Source organism: Agrobacterium tumefaciens, assembly GCF_009649785.1.
Taxonomy (GTDB): domain Bacteria; phylum Pseudomonadota; class Alphaproteobacteria; order Rhizobiales; family Rhizobiaceae; genus Agrobacterium; species Agrobacterium tumefaciens.
Genome location: NZ_WJOK01000014.1, coordinates 135,409 through 153,612 on the forward strand (window position 1 = coordinate 135,409; position 18,204 = coordinate 153,612).

Annotated in this window: 16 protein-coding genes and 1 pseudogene; 6 read left to right on the plus strand and 11 right to left on the minus strand. The window is 60.0% G+C overall.

What is annotated here, in order from left to right:
• Positions 1-20: 20 nt before the first annotated feature.
• The gene (locus GH784_RS16445) at positions 21-650 is read left to right on the plus strand and encodes a 2-dehydro-3-deoxy-6-phosphogalactonate aldolase (protein ID WP_065702813.1); all 630 of its coding nucleotides are present in this window, start codon (positions 21-23) and stop codon (positions 648-650) included.
• 4 nt (positions 651-654) lie between these two features.
• Positions 655-1,542, plus strand: a complete 888-nt coding sequence (locus GH784_RS16450; protein ID WP_065702794.1) for an SMP-30/gluconolactonase/LRE family protein — start codon at positions 655-657, stop codon at positions 1,540-1,542.
• Positions 1,543-1,636: 94 nt separating this feature from the next.
• Here the strand turns inward: GH784_RS16450 and GH784_RS16455 are convergent, their stop codons facing one another.
• Together GH784_RS16455 and GH784_RS16460 are read right to left on the minus strand one after the other, a co-directional pair.
• Entirely contained in the window at positions 1,637-2,989 is a 1,353-nt protein-coding gene (locus GH784_RS16455; RefSeq protein WP_003519050.1) for a putative bifunctional diguanylate cyclase/phosphodiesterase, read from the minus strand.
• A gap of 142 nt (positions 2,990-3,131) precedes the next feature.
• Complete coding sequence (locus GH784_RS16460; protein ID WP_049790311.1) at positions 3,132-4,751, minus strand: response regulator; 1,620 nt, start codon at positions 4,749-4,751, stop codon at positions 3,132-3,134.
• 407 nt (positions 4,752-5,158) lie between these two features.
• Between GH784_RS16460 and mutL the strand changes: the two genes are divergently transcribed.
• The 3 genes from mutL (at position 5,159) to GH784_RS16475 (ending at position 7,761) form a co-directional block, all read left to right on the plus strand.
• Positions 5,159-6,979, plus strand: coding sequence for a DNA mismatch repair endonuclease MutL (gene mutL, locus GH784_RS16465; protein ID WP_065702796.1), 1,821 nt, complete (start codon positions 5,159-5,161; stop codon positions 6,977-6,979).
• A 150-nt stretch (positions 6,980-7,129) separates the two neighbouring features.
• Positions 7,130-7,351 carry a DUF2093 domain-containing protein gene (locus GH784_RS16470; protein ID WP_003519053.1) on the plus strand — a complete coding sequence of 74 codons (222 nt, stop codon included), beginning with the start codon at positions 7,130-7,132 and terminating at the stop codon, positions 7,349-7,351.
• 122 nt (positions 7,352-7,473) lie between these two features.
• Positions 7,474-7,761 (plus strand): DUF3892 domain-containing protein, encoded by a 288-nt coding sequence (locus GH784_RS16475; RefSeq protein WP_025592606.1) that lies wholly within the window; start codon positions 7,474-7,476, stop codon positions 7,759-7,761.
• A 75-nt stretch (positions 7,762-7,836) separates the two neighbouring features.
• On the opposite strand, the gene lpxK is transcribed toward GH784_RS16475, so the two are convergent.
• The 6 genes from lpxK to GH784_RS16505 all read right to left on the minus strand — a co-directional run bounded on the left by lpxK (position 7,837) and on the right by GH784_RS16505 (position 13,862).
• Positions 7,837-8,883 carry a tetraacyldisaccharide 4'-kinase gene (gene lpxK, locus GH784_RS16480; RefSeq protein ID WP_065702798.1) on the minus strand — a complete coding sequence of 349 codons (1,047 nt, stop codon included), beginning with the start codon at positions 8,881-8,883 and terminating at the stop codon, positions 7,837-7,839.
• A 165-nt stretch (positions 8,884-9,048) separates the two neighbouring features.
• Entirely contained in the window at positions 9,049-9,786 is a 738-nt protein-coding gene (locus tag GH784_RS16485) for an HAD family hydrolase (protein WP_065702799.1), read from the minus strand.
• Positions 9,780-11,102 (minus strand): lipid IV(A) 3-deoxy-D-manno-octulosonic acid transferase, encoded by a 1,323-nt coding sequence (waaA, locus tag GH784_RS16490; RefSeq protein WP_013635565.1) that lies wholly within the window; start codon positions 11,100-11,102, stop codon positions 9,780-9,782. Before waaA ends, GH784_RS16485 begins: the two co-directional genes overlap by 7 nt.
• A 215-nt stretch (positions 11,103-11,317) precedes the next feature.
• Entirely contained in the window at positions 11,318-11,557 is a 240-nt protein-coding gene (locus tag GH784_RS16495) for a DUF4170 domain-containing protein (protein ID WP_019564234.1), read from the minus strand.
• 58 nt (positions 11,558-11,615) lie between these two features.
• Positions 11,616-12,422, minus strand: coding sequence for a 3'(2'),5'-bisphosphate nucleotidase CysQ (locus tag GH784_RS16500; protein WP_065702801.1), 807 nt, complete (start codon positions 12,420-12,422; stop codon positions 11,616-11,618).
• Positions 12,423-12,515: 93 nt separating this feature from the next.
• Positions 12,516-13,862 (minus strand): TldD/PmbA family protein, encoded by a 1,347-nt coding sequence (locus GH784_RS16505; protein WP_004432174.1) that lies wholly within the window; start codon positions 13,860-13,862, stop codon positions 12,516-12,518.
• A gap of 116 nt (positions 13,863-13,978) precedes the next feature.
• Between GH784_RS16505 and GH784_RS16510 the strand changes: the two genes are divergently transcribed.
• On the plus strand, positions 13,979-15,808 hold the full coding sequence (locus tag GH784_RS16510; RefSeq protein WP_004432178.1) for a monovalent cation:proton antiporter-2 (CPA2) family protein: 1,830 nt from the start codon (positions 13,979-13,981) through the stop codon (positions 15,806-15,808).
• Between the two features lie 42 nt (positions 15,809-15,850).
• Here the strand turns inward: GH784_RS16510 and GH784_RS16515 are convergent, their stop codons facing one another.
• From GH784_RS16515 to GH784_RS16525, 3 genes and pseudogenes are all read right to left on the minus strand, one after another.
• Positions 15,851-16,777, minus strand: coding sequence for a patatin-like phospholipase family protein (locus GH784_RS16515; RefSeq protein WP_065702803.1), 927 nt, complete (start codon positions 16,775-16,777; stop codon positions 15,851-15,853).
• A gap of 188 nt (positions 16,778-16,965) precedes the next feature.
• A complete protein-coding gene (gene rsmD, locus GH784_RS16520) occupies positions 16,966-17,523 on the minus strand; it encodes a 16S rRNA (guanine(966)-N(2))-methyltransferase RsmD (protein ID WP_004432183.1) in 558 nt (185 codons plus the stop codon).
• Positions 17,504-18,204: pseudogene (locus GH784_RS16525) on the minus strand (pseudouridine synthase); the annotation flags it as partial. The gene rsmD and the pseudogene GH784_RS16525, both read right to left, overlap by 20 nt.

Here is an 18,204-nt window from a genome sequence, read left to right on the forward strand (position 1 = left end):
TCAAGGACGAAAGACCCACCATGCGTATCCCCTTCCCCGCCATGAAATATCCGCTGATCGCCATCCTGCGCGGCCTTAAACCCGAGGAAACCGAAGGCGTCGTCGGCGCGCTGATCGAGACCGGCTTCCGCGCCATCGAAATCCCGCTCAATTCGCCCGATCCGTTCCGCTCGATCGAGATCGCCGCGAAGATGGCGCCCGCCGATTGCCTGATCGGCGCCGGCACCGTGCTCAGCACGGAAGACGTGGATGCGCTGGACGCCGCCGGTGGCAAGCTGATGGTCAGCCCCAACGCCGATGCCGACGTCATCACCGCCGCGCGCGTCAAGGGCATGGTGACGATGCCGGGCGTTCTGACTCCGACCGAGGCTTTGGTTGCCGCAAAAGCCGGAGCAACCGGGCTGAAGTTCTTTCCCGCCAGCATCATCGGCCCGTCCGGCATCAAAGCGATCCGGACGATCCTGCCGAAGGATCTGGTCATTGCCGCCGTTGGTGGCGTCTCGGACAAGAATTTCGCCGACTATACCAACGCCGGCATCCTCGCTTTCGGGCTTGGCACCAGTCTCTACAAGCCCGGCATGACGGCTGCGGAGGTGCGCGAGCGCGCCATCGTCACAGTTTCGGCCTATGATGCAGCAATTGGAGGATAAAAGCATGGCGACCGTTTTTCCCTTTGCCGGACGTGTTCTTGACGAAACGCCGATGACGCTTGGCGAAGGCCCGACTTTCGACCCGGTGACCGGCACGGCCTGGTGGTTCAATATCATCGGGCGCGAACTGCATGAATTGCATCTCGCTTCCGGCCGCAAAACGGTGCACGCCCTGCCCTTCATGGGCAGCGCACTGGCGAAAATCAGCGACCACAAGCAATTGATCGCCTCCGATGACGGCCTTTTCCTTCGCGATACGGCAACCGGCGTGTTGACGCTGCATGCGGAGCTTGAAAAGGACATGCCCGACAACCGCTCGAATGACGGGCGTATGCATCCCTCGGGCGCGCTGTGGATCGGCACCATGGGCCGCAAGGCGCAAATCGGCGCGGGCAGCATCTACCACGTTGCCAGGGGAACCGTGACCAAGCTGTTTGCCGATGTCAGCATTCCAAATTCGATCTGCTTTTCGCCCGATGGCGCGACCGGATATTACGTCGACACCAAGGTCAACGAGCTGATGAGGGTGCCGCTCAATGCCGAGACGGGACTTCCCACCGGCAAGGCAGAGGTGTTCATTGACACCGCCGGCATCGACGGTGGCGTCGACGGATCGGTCTGCGATGCGGAAGGGCATATCTGGAACGCCCGCTGGGGGATGGGTGCGGTCGATCGTTACGATGCCGACGGCAACCACATCGAACGCTATCTGGTGCCAGCGGGACAGACGACCTGCCCGGCCTTCATCGGCCCCGATGCGTCGCGCCTTCTCGTCACATCCGCCCGCGAAAATCTTGACGACGACGCCATTGCCGCCAATCCGCAGCACGGAAAGACATTCGAGCTCGGGATTGAGGTGAAGGGCAGGTTCGAGCCGCTCTACCGGTTGTGAAGCGCGGCGCGTGCCGCCTTCTCATTCCTGTGCTCGTCACAGGGATGAGGTTGGGGAGGTCCCTACAGCCTTATGTGCAAGGCCACTCCATTTCTCAGGGAATATCCGACAGGATCTCGCGATAGTTCTCGTGAAGGTAACGCTGCGTGGCGGCGGCATCGGCGGGGCGGCCGTAAAAATAGCCCTGCCCCATAGCGCAGCCGAGCGCGCGCAGTTTTTCCTCTTCCGCCTGCTCCTCGATACCCTCCGCGACGACCTCGAGATCAAGCCCTTCGCACATGGCGACGATGGCCTTGATGATATGTTCCGAAGGACGGTCGCTGCTGATGCGGGAGACAAAGGCGCGGTCGATCTTGACCTTGTCGAAGGTGAAGTCGCGCAGGCGGCCAAGGCTCGACTGGCCCGTGCCGAAATCGTCAAGAGAGATACGAACACCCGCACCCTGCAATTCGCTGATGATGCGCTGCGCGGTATCGGCGGAAGTCATGACAGCGGTTTCGGTTATTTCAAGCTCCAGCCGGTGCGGATCAAGGCCGACACGCGACAGGATGGACAGAATATTATCCGCTGTGCCTGGGTCCATCAATTGCGCGGACGACAGGTTGAAGGACAGGAAAAGCTCTCGCGGCCAGAACAGCGCCGCTTCCGCCGCCTTCCTCAGCAGCGCTTCCGACAGCGCGTCGATGAAACCGCGTTCTTCGGCCAGCGGCACGAAAACGGCGGGCGACACGAAACCGAGATCGGGGTCGTTCCAGCGGGCGAGTGCCTCGAAACCGATGACCTTCGCTTCTTCCAGCCTGACGATGGGCTGGAAATGCACGTCGATCGCATCGGTGATGATGGCGTTCCGCAACGCCTGTTCCAGCTGGGTGGCGCGCTTCATTTCCTGCGCAATCTCGCGCGAATAGACCGTTATCTGTCCACGGCCACGGCGCTTGGAGCGGTAAAGCGCGGTCTCGGCGCTTTTCAGCAAATCCTCGAAATCATCGCCGGCGAAGGGATAGATGGCAAAACCGAAGGATGAGGAAAGCCGGACGTTGCGGTCGCCGAGGTCGTAAGGCGCAGAAAGCACGTCCTTGATCATGTTGCCGATGCGCTCTGCGCCGGTGCGTTCGAATACCAGCGGCAGCACGAAGGCGAACTCGTCGCCATCATGGCGTGTCACGGCGGCGCCATCGGGAATGCAAGCCTTCAGCCGATGCGCGACCTGGCACAGAATCTCGTCGCCCGCCTGCACGCCGAAAAGATCGTTGATGGGTTTGAAGCCGTCAATATTCGCAATGCCGACGGTGAAGGGCGCGGGATCGCTGGAACGCTCGCTGGCGAGCATGCGGATCTTGTCCCGCAAACGGTAACGATTGCCAAGCCCCGTCAGCGGATCGCTGTAAGCCATCGCCTGCAGCTCGTTCTGGCTGACGTGCAACGCCTGCGGCTCTGCCCGTTTCATTCCTGCATCTCGTGAATCCCGTGTCGACCGCGATCACAATGCAGGGCAAGTATTAAAAAAGCCATAGAACCGCGCACCGAAAATGCGGCGGCGTCTCCGCAATGCCAGCGGCTCGAACACAAAAAGCTGAAATGGAGGAGCTTCAGGCTTGCAGCCGCAGGGCATCCTTGCCGAAAAGGCGCAGAAAAACGGCATCGACCATATCGGGACTGACGGGTTTCAGCAGCATGTCTTCCATGCCCGCCGCCAGGCATTTGTCGAGATCGCCCTCGAAAGCGTGGGTGATGACGCCGACGATGGGAATGCGCTCGTCGCCGGCCAGTGCACGCATACGGCGGGCGACCTCGAAACCGTCGATATCGCCAAGCGTGGTGTCGAGCAGGACGACGGACGGTGCCTGCTCCTCAAAAAGACGCAACGCCTCCTCACCCGACGTGGCAAGCCGCCAGGAAAGCCCCAATCCCTCGAGGATTTGTGAGAAGACGATCTGGTTGACCCTGTTGTCCTCGACGAGAAGTATCTCGCAGACGCCGCCGGTCTTGAGGATTTTGGGCAGGTCTTCGGTCATGATCTCCCAGTCCTCGTCGGAGGATTTTTGCTTCGGAGACGATTTGAGGCCGACGGCGAGATAATGCAGCAGCGAAGCATCGATCTCCTCTTCCTCGATGGTGACGACCGGCAGGTCATGCGCAGCCGCGATATCGAGGCATGTGACACTCATCTGGGCGTCGACGACGACGACATCGATGCCGACGCCTGCGGAAGCGGCGATATCGATGAAACTTCGCTGTTCTTCCTCGCTCCTCACCACGGCATGATCCATGCCGCTCGCGGCCAGCCGGTGGCAGGCGGCTTCGGCAAAGCGCCCGTTTCCGGAAACCACCAGCACTGCCTTGCTTTTCAGCAGACCGCCTGCGGAATCGCGATCTTCATCCTTGCCATAGGTGGAGGCGACGAAATCGACATGTTCGAGCGAGGGGATGACGGGCATGCCGTTCGCGTCGATGGTGGCGAGCGCGGTCACGTCCTCCATCGTCGTGACCAGAAAATGCCGGCCAGGCCGACCCACCCGCTGCTTGCGGGTAATCGTCAGCACCTCTTCACCATTCGCGCGCCTCACCCTTTCGGGAAGGATGCTCGGCGTGCCGCTGTCCAGCACCATGCGATCGGCAGCGTCGATCCGGCCTGCGACCTGGCGCGAATGCAGATCGAAAACCGTGCGGCCGAGAATGCTCTCTGCACTGGTCTCGACCATGGTGCAGGCGGCTTTATTTACGGCGACATAGGCGAGGTTCCGGTCCTTGACGAGGACCGGAAACGGCAGATTGTCGAGAATGTCTTCGATCAGCTGCACGCGTTCGAGGTCGATGCGCCACTGTTCTTCTCTTTTCTTCTGTTCGGAAATATCGGCAACGACGCTGATGCCCAGCCCGGAAGGCAGGCGGTTCATGACGAAGCGCAGGAAGCGCTCCCCCTTCAACCGCTCGGTTTTTTCAGACCTTTCCTTCCAGTGCAGCGCCAGCCGCTCGCCAATCCATTCCTCGCGTCCCAGCTGCCGGGCATTGGCGGACAGGCTTTCCGCTTCCAGAAGATAACAATCGTAAAGCGCGCTCAGATAGTCGCGCAGCCGCGCGCCCGGCCCGATAACGGCCTCTTGCAGTGGAAAAAAACTCAAAAGCTTCCGGCTTGCGAAAACGATGTGATCGTTCCGGTCGTAAACGACGATCGCCGCGCCAAGCGCGTCGCAAAGGGCATCAAGCATCACTGTATGAACGCCCGCGCCGGAGGACGCCAAATCACTCAACTGCAAACTCCCACCTGTTTTCAGGGTCAGGCTTATGTTTCTATTGGAATCGTCCGAGGCAAATGCCGGGATGAAACGGTAAATTCCGCAAAAGAGACATCAGGGTTCGCTACTTGAAGCAGTCTTGAGGGGAAGATGACGTTCACCCATATACGACGTCACACCACCCGGCGACGGGGGGCCTCGTTCCTGCAGTCATTTCAAGCCGCCTCACCATATGCAAGGCCGATTAAAGGCGGATTAACGCTTAACCTGACGTTGAACGGAAATGATCAAACGCCGGGCAGGCCGCAAAACATGTGCAAACTTTCACGACTTGAGTTTTTTGCTTTCGAAGCCGTGACGAATCCGCGAAAATGACGATCATGGCCATCAAGCAGCTTTCAGAAACCCTCATCAACCAGATCGCCGCCGGCGAGGTCATAGAAAGACCCTCCAGCGCCACGAAGGAGCTGGTGGAAAACGCCATCGACGCGGGCGCAACGCGCATCGAAATCGCCACGGCGGGCGGTGGCAAGGGACTGGTGCGCATCACCGATAACGGCTCCGGCATGTCGCCTGCCGATCTGGAGCTTGCGGTCCGACGCCATTGCACCTCGAAAATATCCACCACGCTTGACGATATCCGCACGCTTGGCTTTCGCGGCGAGGCCCTGCCCTCCATCGGCTCGGTTGCCAAGCTTTCCATCACCAGCCGGCAACACGGCGCAGAACAGGGTTCGGTGATCTCCGTCACCGGCGGCAAAGTCTCCGAGGTCCGGCCCGCCGCTGCCAATGCCGGCACCATCGTCGAGGTGCGCGACCTGTTTTTCGCGACGCCCGCACGGCTGAAATTCCTGAAAACGGAGCGAGCGGAGGCAGCCGCCATTACCGAAGTCGTCAAGCGGATGGCAATTGCCTTTCCGCATATCCGCTTCGTGCTGTCAGGCACCGACCGCTCCACACTTGAAATCCCCTCCACCGGCGACGATCATCTTGCCCGCATGGCGCAGATTCTCGGTGCCGAGTTCAAGGACAACGCCATCGAAATCGATGCCGGGCGCGAGGATGTAACGCTCTCCGGTTTTGCCGGCGTGCCGACCTTCAACCGCGGCAACTCGGCGCATCAATATGTCTTCGTCAACGGTCGCCCGGTGCAGGACAAATTGCTGTTGTCCGCCATTCGCGGTGCCTATGCCGAAACCGTACCGCACGGGCGATATCCGGTCGCAGTGCTGTCCCTGACGCTCGATCCCGCCTTTGTCGACGTGAACGTGCATCCGGCGAAATCAGATGTGCGCTTTCGCGATCCCGGCCTCGTTCGCGGACTGATCGTCGGTGCGATCCGCCAGGCGCTGACCCGCGACGGTGACAGGGCGGCGACGACTGGTGCCAGCCAGATGATGAACGCCTTTCGCCCCGGCTACAGCCCGTCCAATCTCCGACCGTCTGCCGCTGCGACATGGTCCGCCGCGGCCTCGCCTTCCCGACCGCTTGCCATTTCCGGGAACATGCAATTTGCCGAGGCCGTGCAATCGCGCTTTTCCGACATCACCATGCCGACCGCGCGGGCAGAACCCCGCGAGGTTTACGAGGCCTCGGCAAGCCCGTCGCTCGAACCGTCACAATATCCGCTCGGCGCTGCGCGGGCGCAGTTGCACCAGAATTACATCGTCGCGCAGACGGAAGACGGCCTCGTCATCGTCGATCAGCATGCGGCGCATGAACGGCTGGTGTTTGAGGAAATGCGCAATGCGCTGCATTCCAGACGCCCGCCTTCACAGGTGCTGCTCATTCCTGAGATCATCGACCTTCCCGAAGAGGATTGCGACCGGCTGATGGACCATGCGGCTGGTTTCGATGCACTGGGACTGGTCATCGAGCGTTTCGGGCCGGGGGCGGTCGCGGTTCGCGAAACGCCGGCGATGCTTGGCGAGGTCAACGTGCAGGGGCTGGTGCGGCAGCTTGCCGACGAGATCGCTGAATGGGACGCTGCCTCCACGCTTGCCAACAAGCTGGAATATGTCGCCGCCACCATGGCTTGCCACGGCTCGGTGCGTTCAGGGCGGCGCATGCGGCCGGAGGAGATGAACGCGCTTTTAAGGCAGATGGAAAACACGCCGGGTTCAGGACAGTGCAATCACGGTCGTCCGACCTATATTGAGCTAAAACTTTCCGATATAGAACGTCTCTTCGGCCGAAGCTGAGCCTTAACCCCGGGGGCAGCAGGCAGGGCTGGCCTTGGGCGTAGCTCAGCGATATAAATTCAAGGGACTGGAGCATCCGGATTGTTCAGGAGAACGCTACGCCGTTTCGGGCTGGATGCACTGACAGGACATAGCAGGAGACGAAAACGGATGAACAGATTTGAGGGAGGCGGAAACCGCATCGCCGTCATCGAATATCTCGACGGTGACTTCCGGATCGTGCAGACCGGCTCGCATGTCATATGCGCCATCACCGGCAAGACCATTCCGGTCGATGAGCTGCGCTACTGGAGCGTCGCCCGGCAGGAAGCCTATGTGGATGCCAGCGCCTCACTGGAGGCAGAGCGCAAGGCTGGTAATTTGCCAGCATAGTGTAGACGCGACGATGTAGTGAATATGCTTCGCGAGCACTGGTATTATAGAAAACACTAATTCACGCGAAAATTGAGGTATGCGATAGTTCTCTTGTTCAACGAGCAAAGGAACGATTCGTTATGATCACTGCCAGAATTAGATGCATCAATAAAACTGACAGAAGCAGCGCTTGGGAACGCATAAGAAGCGTCGGCGGCGTCAACCCGGACGGTAAGAACTGGAAACTTACGCTCAACGACGCAATCGTAGGCATCGAGAACAAAACTTACGCGTTCTATGTAGAACGTCCTGCAGGGGATAGGGTCAACGTAGTCGTGGCCAAAAGTGCTTATGGAAACAAGTATCTAAAAACTACATCAGACGGTGATCAACCAAATAACCTCCTAAGCTTGCCTGAATGCCCTTAAGACGAGTATGGCATAGCGCACTGAAATATAAATCTTTATTTTGGTGCGCCTACCACAAAATACTTGGTATATTTGTTAGAATGACGTCCGCGCATTTTCCCGCAGCAAACGGGCGCGGCAGTTCCGCACCGCCGTCTCGATGATCGTTGTGGCCGCATTGGGATCGTCGAACACCATGTCGACCTCGATCACCAGGCTGTTCCACAGCAATTCTTCCGCACGGCCATGGTGCCCGTTAAGACGCACGGCGTCCTTGGCCGTTGTCACCAGCTGCAAGTTTTCCTTATCCGCGTCCTGCAGAAGATCGGCGATCTCGTCATCGCTGAAATGGTGATGGTCAGGAAAGGAGCGCTGCAGCACGATTTCGCCACCAAGCCCCTCGACAGTTCGGAAAAACTTGGCGGGATCGGCGATACCAGCATAGGCCAGCACGCGCCTTCCCCTGAAATCCTGCGGTTCCTGCGGCTTTATCGCCGCGACGAAAACCGGTTTGGCGGCCTTTGCCGCGGTTCTGACCAGCGGATCGGCCGCATGGCCGTTACCGACCTTCAAGAGTCCGGTCATATGCCGCATCTGTTCGGCAAGCGGCGCCCGGACCGGGCCGCCCGGCACAAGATGGCCGTTGCCGATGCCACGCACCGTATCGATAACGACCAACGCATAATCCAATGTCAGGCGTGCGCTCTGGAAGCCATCATCCATGATGATGAGATCCACGCCCTCCTTCACCAGCCGATGTGCACCTTCCACCCGCTTGCGGGAGATGACCGTCACCGCCTCGCGGGCAAGCAGCAGAGGTTCATCGCCGACATCAGCGGAGCGGTGCTGCGCGGGATCTACGAGGGTCGTGACATCAAGTGTGCCGCCATAACCACGGCTCAGGAAGCCGGGTTTCAGGCCCTTTGCGGTGGCGGCTCGGGCGATTGCCATTGCGGTCGGCGTCTTTCCTGCACCACCTACGGTGAAGTTGCCGATGCAGATGACCGGAACGGGAACGCTCGCCCGTTTTGCCGTGCGCATCCGCCGGCCGGCAATATTGCCGTAGAGAAGGGAAAACGGTGATAACAGCCAGGCTTGCCAGCCTGCTTTCTGCCACCAGAAAGGCGGCGCTTCAGAAACCATATATGCCTGCTCCCGGCCGCATCACCCACGGCATTGCGCTTTAAATTCGATAAGTCACATGGGTATTTGCCAGAAAAAACCCTGAATTGCAAAACCCGGCTATACATGCGCAGCTTGTCTCTTCCCATCTTGTGCGACAAGTGGCGCGCACTGCGGGGACATGACCTAAACAACGCGTTCCGGAAGCAGGGTTTCCAGCGCGGTAATATCATCGAAACAATAATGGGCGTCGGCGCCAAGGCTTTCGCGCGAGCCGGTTCCGGTGAGAACGGCAATGCGCAATCCTGCGCCGGCATTTCTTGCCATGTGCAGATCGTGATTATTGTCGCCGACCACTGCCACGCGCGCAGGCGCAAGACCAATCGCGTCGCAGAAACCGAGAACCATGCCGGGTTGCGGCTTGGTGCCGTAACCGCTGTCATAACCCGCGACGAAATCGACATCGCTTTCGAAACCGAAACGGATCGCCGTCTGGCGGATGGAGTTTTCGTTGTCGCTGGAGGCGATGCCAAGCTTGTAGCCGCGTGCCTTGAGCCTTGCGAAAAATGCCTTGAGATCGGTGACCGGCACGGATTTATCCGCTGCTTCAGTGAATAGCCGGTCGAGCCGCGCAGTCAACTCCACGACATCGCAAGGCGAACCGGCGGCGACGAGACCGGCAGCTATCTCCGCCGTATTGCCGGCAGCCAAAAGACTGTCGGGCACCACATGCCCGGTAACCGGATCCATGCCGCAGGCGGCGAGAAGCTGGTCCGCAAGAACGGGATCGCCCTTGGCGGCAATCGCCGCAAGTTCGCGGTTCACCGGCCCCCAGCTTGCGTCATAACCCAACAGCGTACCGTCCTTGTCGAAAAGGACTGCGGCAATCGATCGGGTCGCATCAATCTCCATATCCGCTACCATGAACCGATGGCACTCCGCGGCTGCAGCTTGGCGGTGACTGTGAGCGGGTTGATGTAGGGCTCCAGCGCCTTGACGGTGGCGGAAAGCGCGCCGCGCATGTCCTGAATGACCCGGTTGCCGGCATCGATCATCTTGTAGCGTTCATTGTCGTTGACCAGGAGGTAATGCACCGCCTTGGCCAGCATCTCGACATCGCGGACGATGCGCCCGCCGCCGGCGCGGATCAGCTTCTGATAGGCCTCGCGGAAATTCTGTACATGCGCGCCTGACAGTACGGCGCAGCCCAGCATTGCCGGCTCCAGCGGGTTCTGCCCACCCTCGGCCGTCAGCGAACGGCCGACGAAAGCAAGTTCGGTGAGCCTCAGGTAAAGCCCCATTTCGCCAATGGAATCCCCGAGGAAGATATCGGTTTCCGGCGTGATCACATCGTTGCGGCTTCTGCGCGCCACGGTCAACCCCATGCCCTTCAGCATGGCTTCCACGTCGTCGCCGCGCTCGGGGTGGCGCGGCACGATGATGGTCAATTGACCGTTGCGCGACTTGATCGCCGCATGCACGGTGGCTGCTGCCTTCTCTTCACCGTCGAAGGTGGAGATCGCCGCCCATGTCTTGCGGGGGCCGATCTGCCTGCGATAGTGCTCGAGCAGAGCTTCGTCGCAAGGCGGCGGATCCGTATCTCCCTTGAGATTGCCGGATATCACCACCGGCCAGGAGCCGAGATCACGGAAGCGTTCGGCATCGACATCGGATTGCGCAACCACCAGCGCCAGCTTGGAGAACAGCGATTCCGCAATGTCGTGCCGGTTGTTCCAGCGGTCGAAGGAACGGTCTGAGAGCCGCGCATTGACCCGGATCTGCGGAATGTGCCGGCGCTCCAGCTCCATCATCGTCACCGGCCAGATTTCCGATTCAGCGGTGATGGCGGCATCCGGTGCCCAGTAGGCGAGGAAACGGTTGACCGCGATCTTGATGTCGAGCGGCACATATTGGTGGATCACATCATCGCCAAGCCGGGTACGGGTCAGCTCGGCCGAGGTGACGGTGCCTGTGGTCAAAAGCACGAAGATATCGCGCTTGCGTATTTCGCGGATCAGCGGAATGAGGGCGAGCGTTTCGCCGACACTTGCGGCATGGAACCAGACGAGCGGGCCACGGGGGCGCTCCGCGCTGGCGTAACCGAAACGTTCCAGACGGCGGCGCTTGTCTTCCTTGCCCTTTGCGGCCCGATAGGAAAGATAAGGCCGTGCAAACGGATAAGCGGCGATACCGGCAATCCTGTAACCGGAAAGAGCGAAACGTGCGATACGGCTGCTCATGACATTCTGCCCTTGATCATTCCGCGCAATGCCCTGCCCCTGTTCTTTGTTGTTATCGCCGCCTACTTCTTCTCAAATTGCGTCATTTTTTATCATCGGAAACAAAAGCGCGATCACGTTTTCTCGCAACCGAATTTCCTGCCTGCCATTCCGGGCAGGAATCACGGGAAAACTCGCCTTCACCCAATAGTATTACAACGCAAGGGCAAAAGGACTCAATTTTTATCGTCGGGATTGAGAAGACGGTGCATATGCACGATAAAATAACGCATATGGGCGTTATCAACAGTCATCTGCGCCTTGGATCTCCACGCGGTCAGCGCGGAAGCGTAGTCAGGATAGATGCCGACGATATCGAGCGCATTCAAATCCCGGAACTGAACATCCTGAAGATTTTCCAGTTCGCCGCCGAACACAAGGTGCAGCAGCTGTTTCTGTTTGCCAGATTCCGTCATGTCTTGTCTCTTTCTTAAGCTCTGAGAGCCCCTCATCTGCGGGATTTCCGGGCAAACGTCAACCATCGGACAGATGTGAAAACGCTTTCAAAAGCGCGGGAAGCGCATATTCTGCTGCAGCGCACAATGCGGGGTGGTTTACCTCGCGGCGATTGTACATCAGGGGTTTTCCGTCAAGTCCGACCAGACTGCCGCCTGCCCTTTCGAGGATCAGGTCTGCGGCGGCCAGATCCCACTCGTGCGAGTTCGCCTTGACCAGCGTTCCATCGATGCGGCCATCCGCCACCATCGCCAGCCGGTAGGCGAGCGAGGGCACATGCGGAATGCGCTTGACGGTGCTGCGCACCACTTCCGGCAGATGCGTAATCACGTCTTCCGGTGCGGCCAGATGGAAGACGCCGGTGTTTTCGCGGGCGGCTGAAATCGGCTTGCCGTTCTTCAGCGCTTCGCCGCCTTCAAGCGCGGTGAATTCCTCTGCGAGTGCAGGCGCAACAAGGGCGGCAACGACGGGTCGGCCCTCATGCACCACCGCGACGCTGACGCACCAGGTATCCCGCCCACCGATGAAGGCGCGCGTTCCGTCGATGGGATCGATGACGAAGACGGTGGAGCGGGCCAGCCTTGTCGTATCGTCATCCGTCTCTTCCGACAGCCAGCCATATTCCGGCCGGGCGGTACGCAGGATGGTTTCGAGAATTTCGTTTGCCGCGTAATCGGCCGCGCTGACCGGTGAAAGCCCGCCATTCTTCCACCAGACCTCGGGGTCCTTGCGGAAGAAACCGAGGGCCGTCTCGCCCGCCTTGCGTGCGGCTTCGAGGACCAGCCTCAGATCGGAAGCCCAGCGGGCCTCAGCCATATCGTTCATTTTGCCGTCTTTTCCGCGCGCCTCATACGGCGCGCCTGTTTTTCCCTTCGCACTTGCACACAAAGTGCTGGCGAAAACAACCCGCAGGTCGCCTCACTTGCCCGCGATCGTCATGCCTTCGATAGCAAGCGTCGGTGCTGCGACACCGTATTTACGGTCGATATCGTTAGCCGGCGTGACACGCATGAACATGTCCTTCAGGTTCGAAGCGATGGTGACCTCGGAAACCGCGAAGGATTTTTCACCATTCTCGATCCAGAAGCCGCTCGCACCGCAGCTATATTCACCGGTGAGCATATTGGCGCCATGGCCAATCAATTCGGTGACGTAAAAGCCGGTTCCGACGTCCCTCAGCAGATCTTCCGGCGAAATATCGCCTGGCTCCAGCGCAAGATTGGTTGAGGACGGCGATACCGAAGTGCCACCGCGCACGCCGCGACCGTTGGTTTCAAGGCCGAGTTCACGCGCTGCCGAGGTAGAGAGGAACCAATGCTTCAGCACCCCGTCCTCGATCATCGTCATCTTCTCGCCCCGGACACCCTCGCCATCGAAAGGACGCGACGAGGGGCCACGAACGATCTGCGGATCGTCCGTCAGATAAAGGCCCTTTTTCAGAACCTGCTGCCCCATCCTGTCGCGCAGGAAGCTGGTCTTGCGGGCAACGGAAGCGCCATTGATCGCGCCGGCAATGGCGCCGACGAAACCGCGCGCGATGCGGGGATCAAAAACCACGGTAATATTGCTGCCGGTATCGACCTGACGCGGGCCGACCCGCCGCACGACTTTTTCGCCGGCGCGGCGGCCGATCTCTTCGGCTGCATCCAGATCGGCGTAATAGAGGCGGCTGTCGAAATCGTAGTCGCGCTCCATCTTCGTGCCCTCGCCGGCGATGACACTGACGGAACGGCTGAAACGGCTGCCCATGTAGCTGCCGGAAAAACCGTGCGAGGTGGCAAGGACGAGGCCGCCCATGCCGCTCGATGCGCCAGCACCGGAGGAATTGCTGACGCCCTTGACGGCAAGCGCCGCCTCTTCCGAGGCGAGGGCTGCCTCACGCAATTGATCTGTAGAGACCTCGGTCGCATCGAAAAGCTCGAGATCGTCGTAGGAGGTTGCGAGCCGTTCCTTGTCTGCCAGGCAGGCGAAGGGGTCTTCCGGCGAAACCTTCGCCATGGCCACCGCCCGTTCCGCCAGGGTCTTCAGGTCGAAGCCGGGATTGGCCGAAACGCTCGCCACCCGCCGCCCGACGAAAACGCGAAGCGAAAAATCATCGCTTTCGGAGGATTCGGTACTTTCCACCTTGCCAAGCCGGACGCCGACCGATTGCGACCGAGAGCGGACGACGACGGCATCCGCCTCATCCGCGCCTGCAGCACGGGCAAGATCGACAAGCTCGCTGGCGCGATCGAGAAGTTTGGAAGAATCTATTTCTGAGGACATGAGTTGGCCTTTCATTCCTGTTCCATTTATTGTGCCATCAACCCCGCATCAAGGGCGAAACGCCGCTTTCTCCATCGACAAGGCTTTGTCGCCACCATATTCGAAAGTCAGCCAGCATGACCGAGCACGACGCTCTCTTTTCCGAACCCTTGCTGCTTCTGGCCGGCGCTGTCATCGCGGCGTCGATTTTCCGCAAACTCGGCCTTGGCACCGTGCTCGGTTATCTGGTGGCGGGCATCGTCATCGGGCCGTTCCTGCATCTGGTGACAGACGCGAAAGATATCTTCAACGTCTCGGAACTGGGCGTGGTTTTCCTGCTCTTCATCATCGGCCTCGAACTCAAGCCATCGCGCATATGGCAGATGCGGCGCGATATTTTAGGGCTGGGGCTGGCGCAGGTGCTGGTGACGGGCAGCGTGCTGGCATTGATTGCCTGGTGGGCCGGACTGATCGACGCGCGCGGCAGCCTCGTTGCGGGTTTCGGCCTTGCACTCTCCTCCACCGCCTTTGCGTTACAGATTCTTGAAGACGATGGCGACATGAATACGCGGCATGGCAACCGCTCCTTCTCGATCCTGCTGTTTCAGGATCTCGCTATCGTACCGCTTCTCGCCCTTGTGACCATTCTTTCCAACCGCCCGGACGTACCAACGGATTCGATGGCCTACGATCTCGTCGCCTCCGTTGTCGCGGTGGCGGGCATGGTGTTGGCCGGGCGTTATCTGCTGACGCCGATGTTCCAGATCATCGCCCGCACGGGTGCGCGGGAGGTGATGATCGCCGCCGCCCTCTTCGTCGTCATCGGTGCGGCCGCCATCATGGAGGCGGTTGGGCTTTCGATGGGCATGGGTGCGCTGCTGGCCGGGCTGATGCTGTCGGAATCTTCTTATCGGCACGAGCTGGAAGCCGATATCGAGCCGTTTCGCGGGCTGTTTCTGGCGCTGTTCTTCATGGCTGTCGGCATGTCGCTGCACATCAACATCGTCTACGAGCACATTCTTCTCATCCTGATCGCCGTGCCGGCGATGATGGCTGTGAAGGCGGCCGTAATCTATGGGCTATGCCGCATCGCCGGTTCATCCCGTTATGCATCGAGCCGTATCGCGCTGCTGCTGGCGCAGGGCGGCGAATTCGGTTTCGTGCTGTTTTCCACTGCCGCCGCCTCCCGCCTGTTTCCGCAGGCGACGGCTTCCATCCTTGTCGCCATCGTGACGCTTTCCATGGCGCTGACGCCGCTGCTGGCAGTGGTTTCTCGCCGGCTGACGGCGGAGGATGCCGATGAGGACACGCTGGACGAGGATTTTGACGGGGCTGGCGCCGATGTGCTGATGATCGGCTTTTCGCGCTTCGGCCAGATCGCCTCGCAAATCCTGCTTGCCGGTGGGCGCGACGTGACTGTCATCGACAGTTCGGCCGATCGTGTACGTCAGGCTTCCCGCTTCGGTTTCCGCATCTTTTTTGGCGATGGTACACGCAAGGACGTGTTGATCGCGGCTGGCATAGAGCGCGCCGATCTCGTGGCGGTCTGCACCCATAAAAAGGAAGTCACCGACCGCATCATCGACATGATCCAGTCGGAATTTCCAAGCGTGCGCATCTATGCCCGCTCCTATGACCGCATTCATTCCCTCGATCTCAGGAAAAAGGGCGTGGAATACGAAATCCGCGAGACGCTGGAATCCGGCCTGCTGTTTGGCCGCCGCATTCTGGAAGGGCTGGACATGGACGGCGAAAGGGCGCTTGCCATTTCCGACGACATACGCGAGCGCGACGAGGAGAGATTGCAGCTACAGGCCGTGGAAGGGCTCGCCGCCGGCAGGCAGATGCTGCACAACAAGCCGGTGCGCGAAGTGAAGCCCGAGCCACTGATGAAGCCGAAGAACAAGGTGGAAAAGCGCGAGGAAGAAGAGGACGAAGACGAGGGTGAAATAGCAGTCACCCACTAAGCGGCACGCGCTCGCCCATAGCGAATACTCAAGGAGTACCGCTCAAGCCTCCACGCCCTGCCCGCGATGGAACAGTTCCACCTGCATTTCGATCTGCCGTTTCAGATCATCCTTGATCCCGGCGGAAGCGTTCAGAACTTCTTCCGATTTGAGGAAATCCAGCACGCCGAAACGGTGCACCGGTGGGCGCAGGAAAATATGCGGCGGGCGCAATCTGAGTTTCAGGGCAATGGCCGCCTGCATCATCAGCTGACTGGCGCCGAACAGGCTGTCCAGCCGGTTCGGCATGGTGGTGCCATCACCTTCAGGGCCTCCAACCACATCGATGCCGACGATGATATCGGCCTGATCCATCAGATGCTCATAGGGCACAGGATTGAAGATGCCGCCATCGATCATGATGCGGCCGTTGACGCGCACCGGCATGAATAGAGCCGGAATAGCCGCAGAAGCCGCCAGCGCCTGAATGATCTCGCCGGTTTCCACCACCACTTCGGTCTGCGCATAATAATCCGTGGTCACCACTTTCAGGGGAATGGCAAGTTCGGAAAAATCCTTCGGCAGGGCCTGCGGCATCAAGGCGTGCAGAATGAGTTCGAGATTGAACTGGCCAAGACGAAAGCCATCGACCGCATGGCGCATGGATGCGGGGCCAAGGCTCCAGAGACGGTTGGCGACCGAACCCTTCCGCCCCATGAGTTCAAGCGTATATTCGCGGATTTCCTTGCCGCTCATGCCGGCCGCCATGCCTGCTGCGATGATGGAGCCGATGGAGGAGCCGGAAAGCGCGACCGGGCGAATGCCTAGTTCGTCGAATGCCTCGATGACGTTGATGTGGCAGATGCCGCGTGCGCCACCGCCGCCGAGCGCCAGGCCGAATGTCGGCTCATGACCGATCTCGCGGCTGGCATCGATTGCCTCTTGCCCGGCGTGAACCATTGTGACGCTGTCGTTTACACCCTGCTCCATGCCAAATACCCAAGACCCTTTCCACGGCAAAGCCTCTGCCTATTCGGCAAACAAGACAAGACCGTGACGTGACGGGAAGTGCTGCCGTCAGAGCGTTTTCGCTTTTCTTCAAATCGCGAAAACACTCTAACTCTTTGTTTTGCGGCATTTCCGCACGGAAACCGGGGCCGTTTTTTGCTGGAAATGCTCTAGGGCTCGTAGCGGTAGAAGTGCATTTTCGAGTCACCGAAGATGCGGCTTTCGAGCGGTTTGAACACCGGCTCGACATTGACCACAACATCGCCGCGCTCTTCCAGAATGGCGAGCGCACCGGGTGCCAGCCAGCCGCCAGCATGGGCAGCAGCAAATGCCTTCTCCCCGTGGCCCTGGCCATAGGGCGGATCGGCGAACAGTAGATCGAAGGGCTCGATATTGTTGACGCCGCCAAGCTTGGTCGCGTCACGCCGCAGGATGCGGGCACGCCCATGCAGCCCCAGCGCATCGATATTTTCCCACAACAGCCCCCTGCCCTCAACGCCGTTTTCGACGAAGAGCGCCACACGACAGCCACGCGAAAGCGCCTCCAGCCCGACCGCGCCCGTTCCGGCAAAAACGTCCAGAACGCGCGTACCGTCAAGACTTTCCGGATAGGCGTGGCTTAGAATATTGAAGAGGCTTTCCCGTGTCCTGTCGATTGTCGGACGAATGGAATTTGTTTTCGGCGCGGCCAGATTTCGGCCGCGGAACTCACCGCCTACGATCCGCATTACGTGTCATTCCCCTGCCACCAGAAGGTTTGCCACCCGGGCCTTTGCCGCCCGGTTTGCCGCCGCCGGGGCCGCTACCGCCACCGGGGCCTTTGCCCTTGCCTGAAAAACCCGAACGTTCGCCACGTTCACCCGGTTTTCCAAAAGAAGGCTTGCCCGATGAGGGCCTGCCGCCGGGTTTTCCACCCGGTTTTGCGCCTCTTGGCTTGTCACCGAAAGGTTTCTCACCACGTGCTGTGCGATCTCCGAAGCTCTTCTCGCCGCGTGGGCGGTCGCTGCGCGGGCGATCACCCTCCTCACGTGGCTTGTCACGGAACGGACGGTCGCCAAACGGTTTTCCACCGCGTGCGGGGCGATCTCCGAAGCTCTTCTCGCCGCGAGGACCGTCGCCACGCGGGCGATCTCCCGCTTCACGTGGCTTGTCACGGAACGGGCGGTCACCGAAGGATTTCCCGCCGCGATCTCCAAAGCTCTTTCCACCGCGCGGGCCGTCGCCACGTCCACGACCGCCTTCCTCTTCGCGCGGGGAATCCGAACGGATCCACTCGCCCTCGGAATCGGCATGCCTGACGACGTTGCGGCGCGCTTCCGCCTGGGCGGATGGCTTCTTGAACAGGCTTTCCGCTTCCGCGCGGGCAGAAGACTTCCGCTCCTTGCCATCACGGGTGGGCTTTGCGCCGG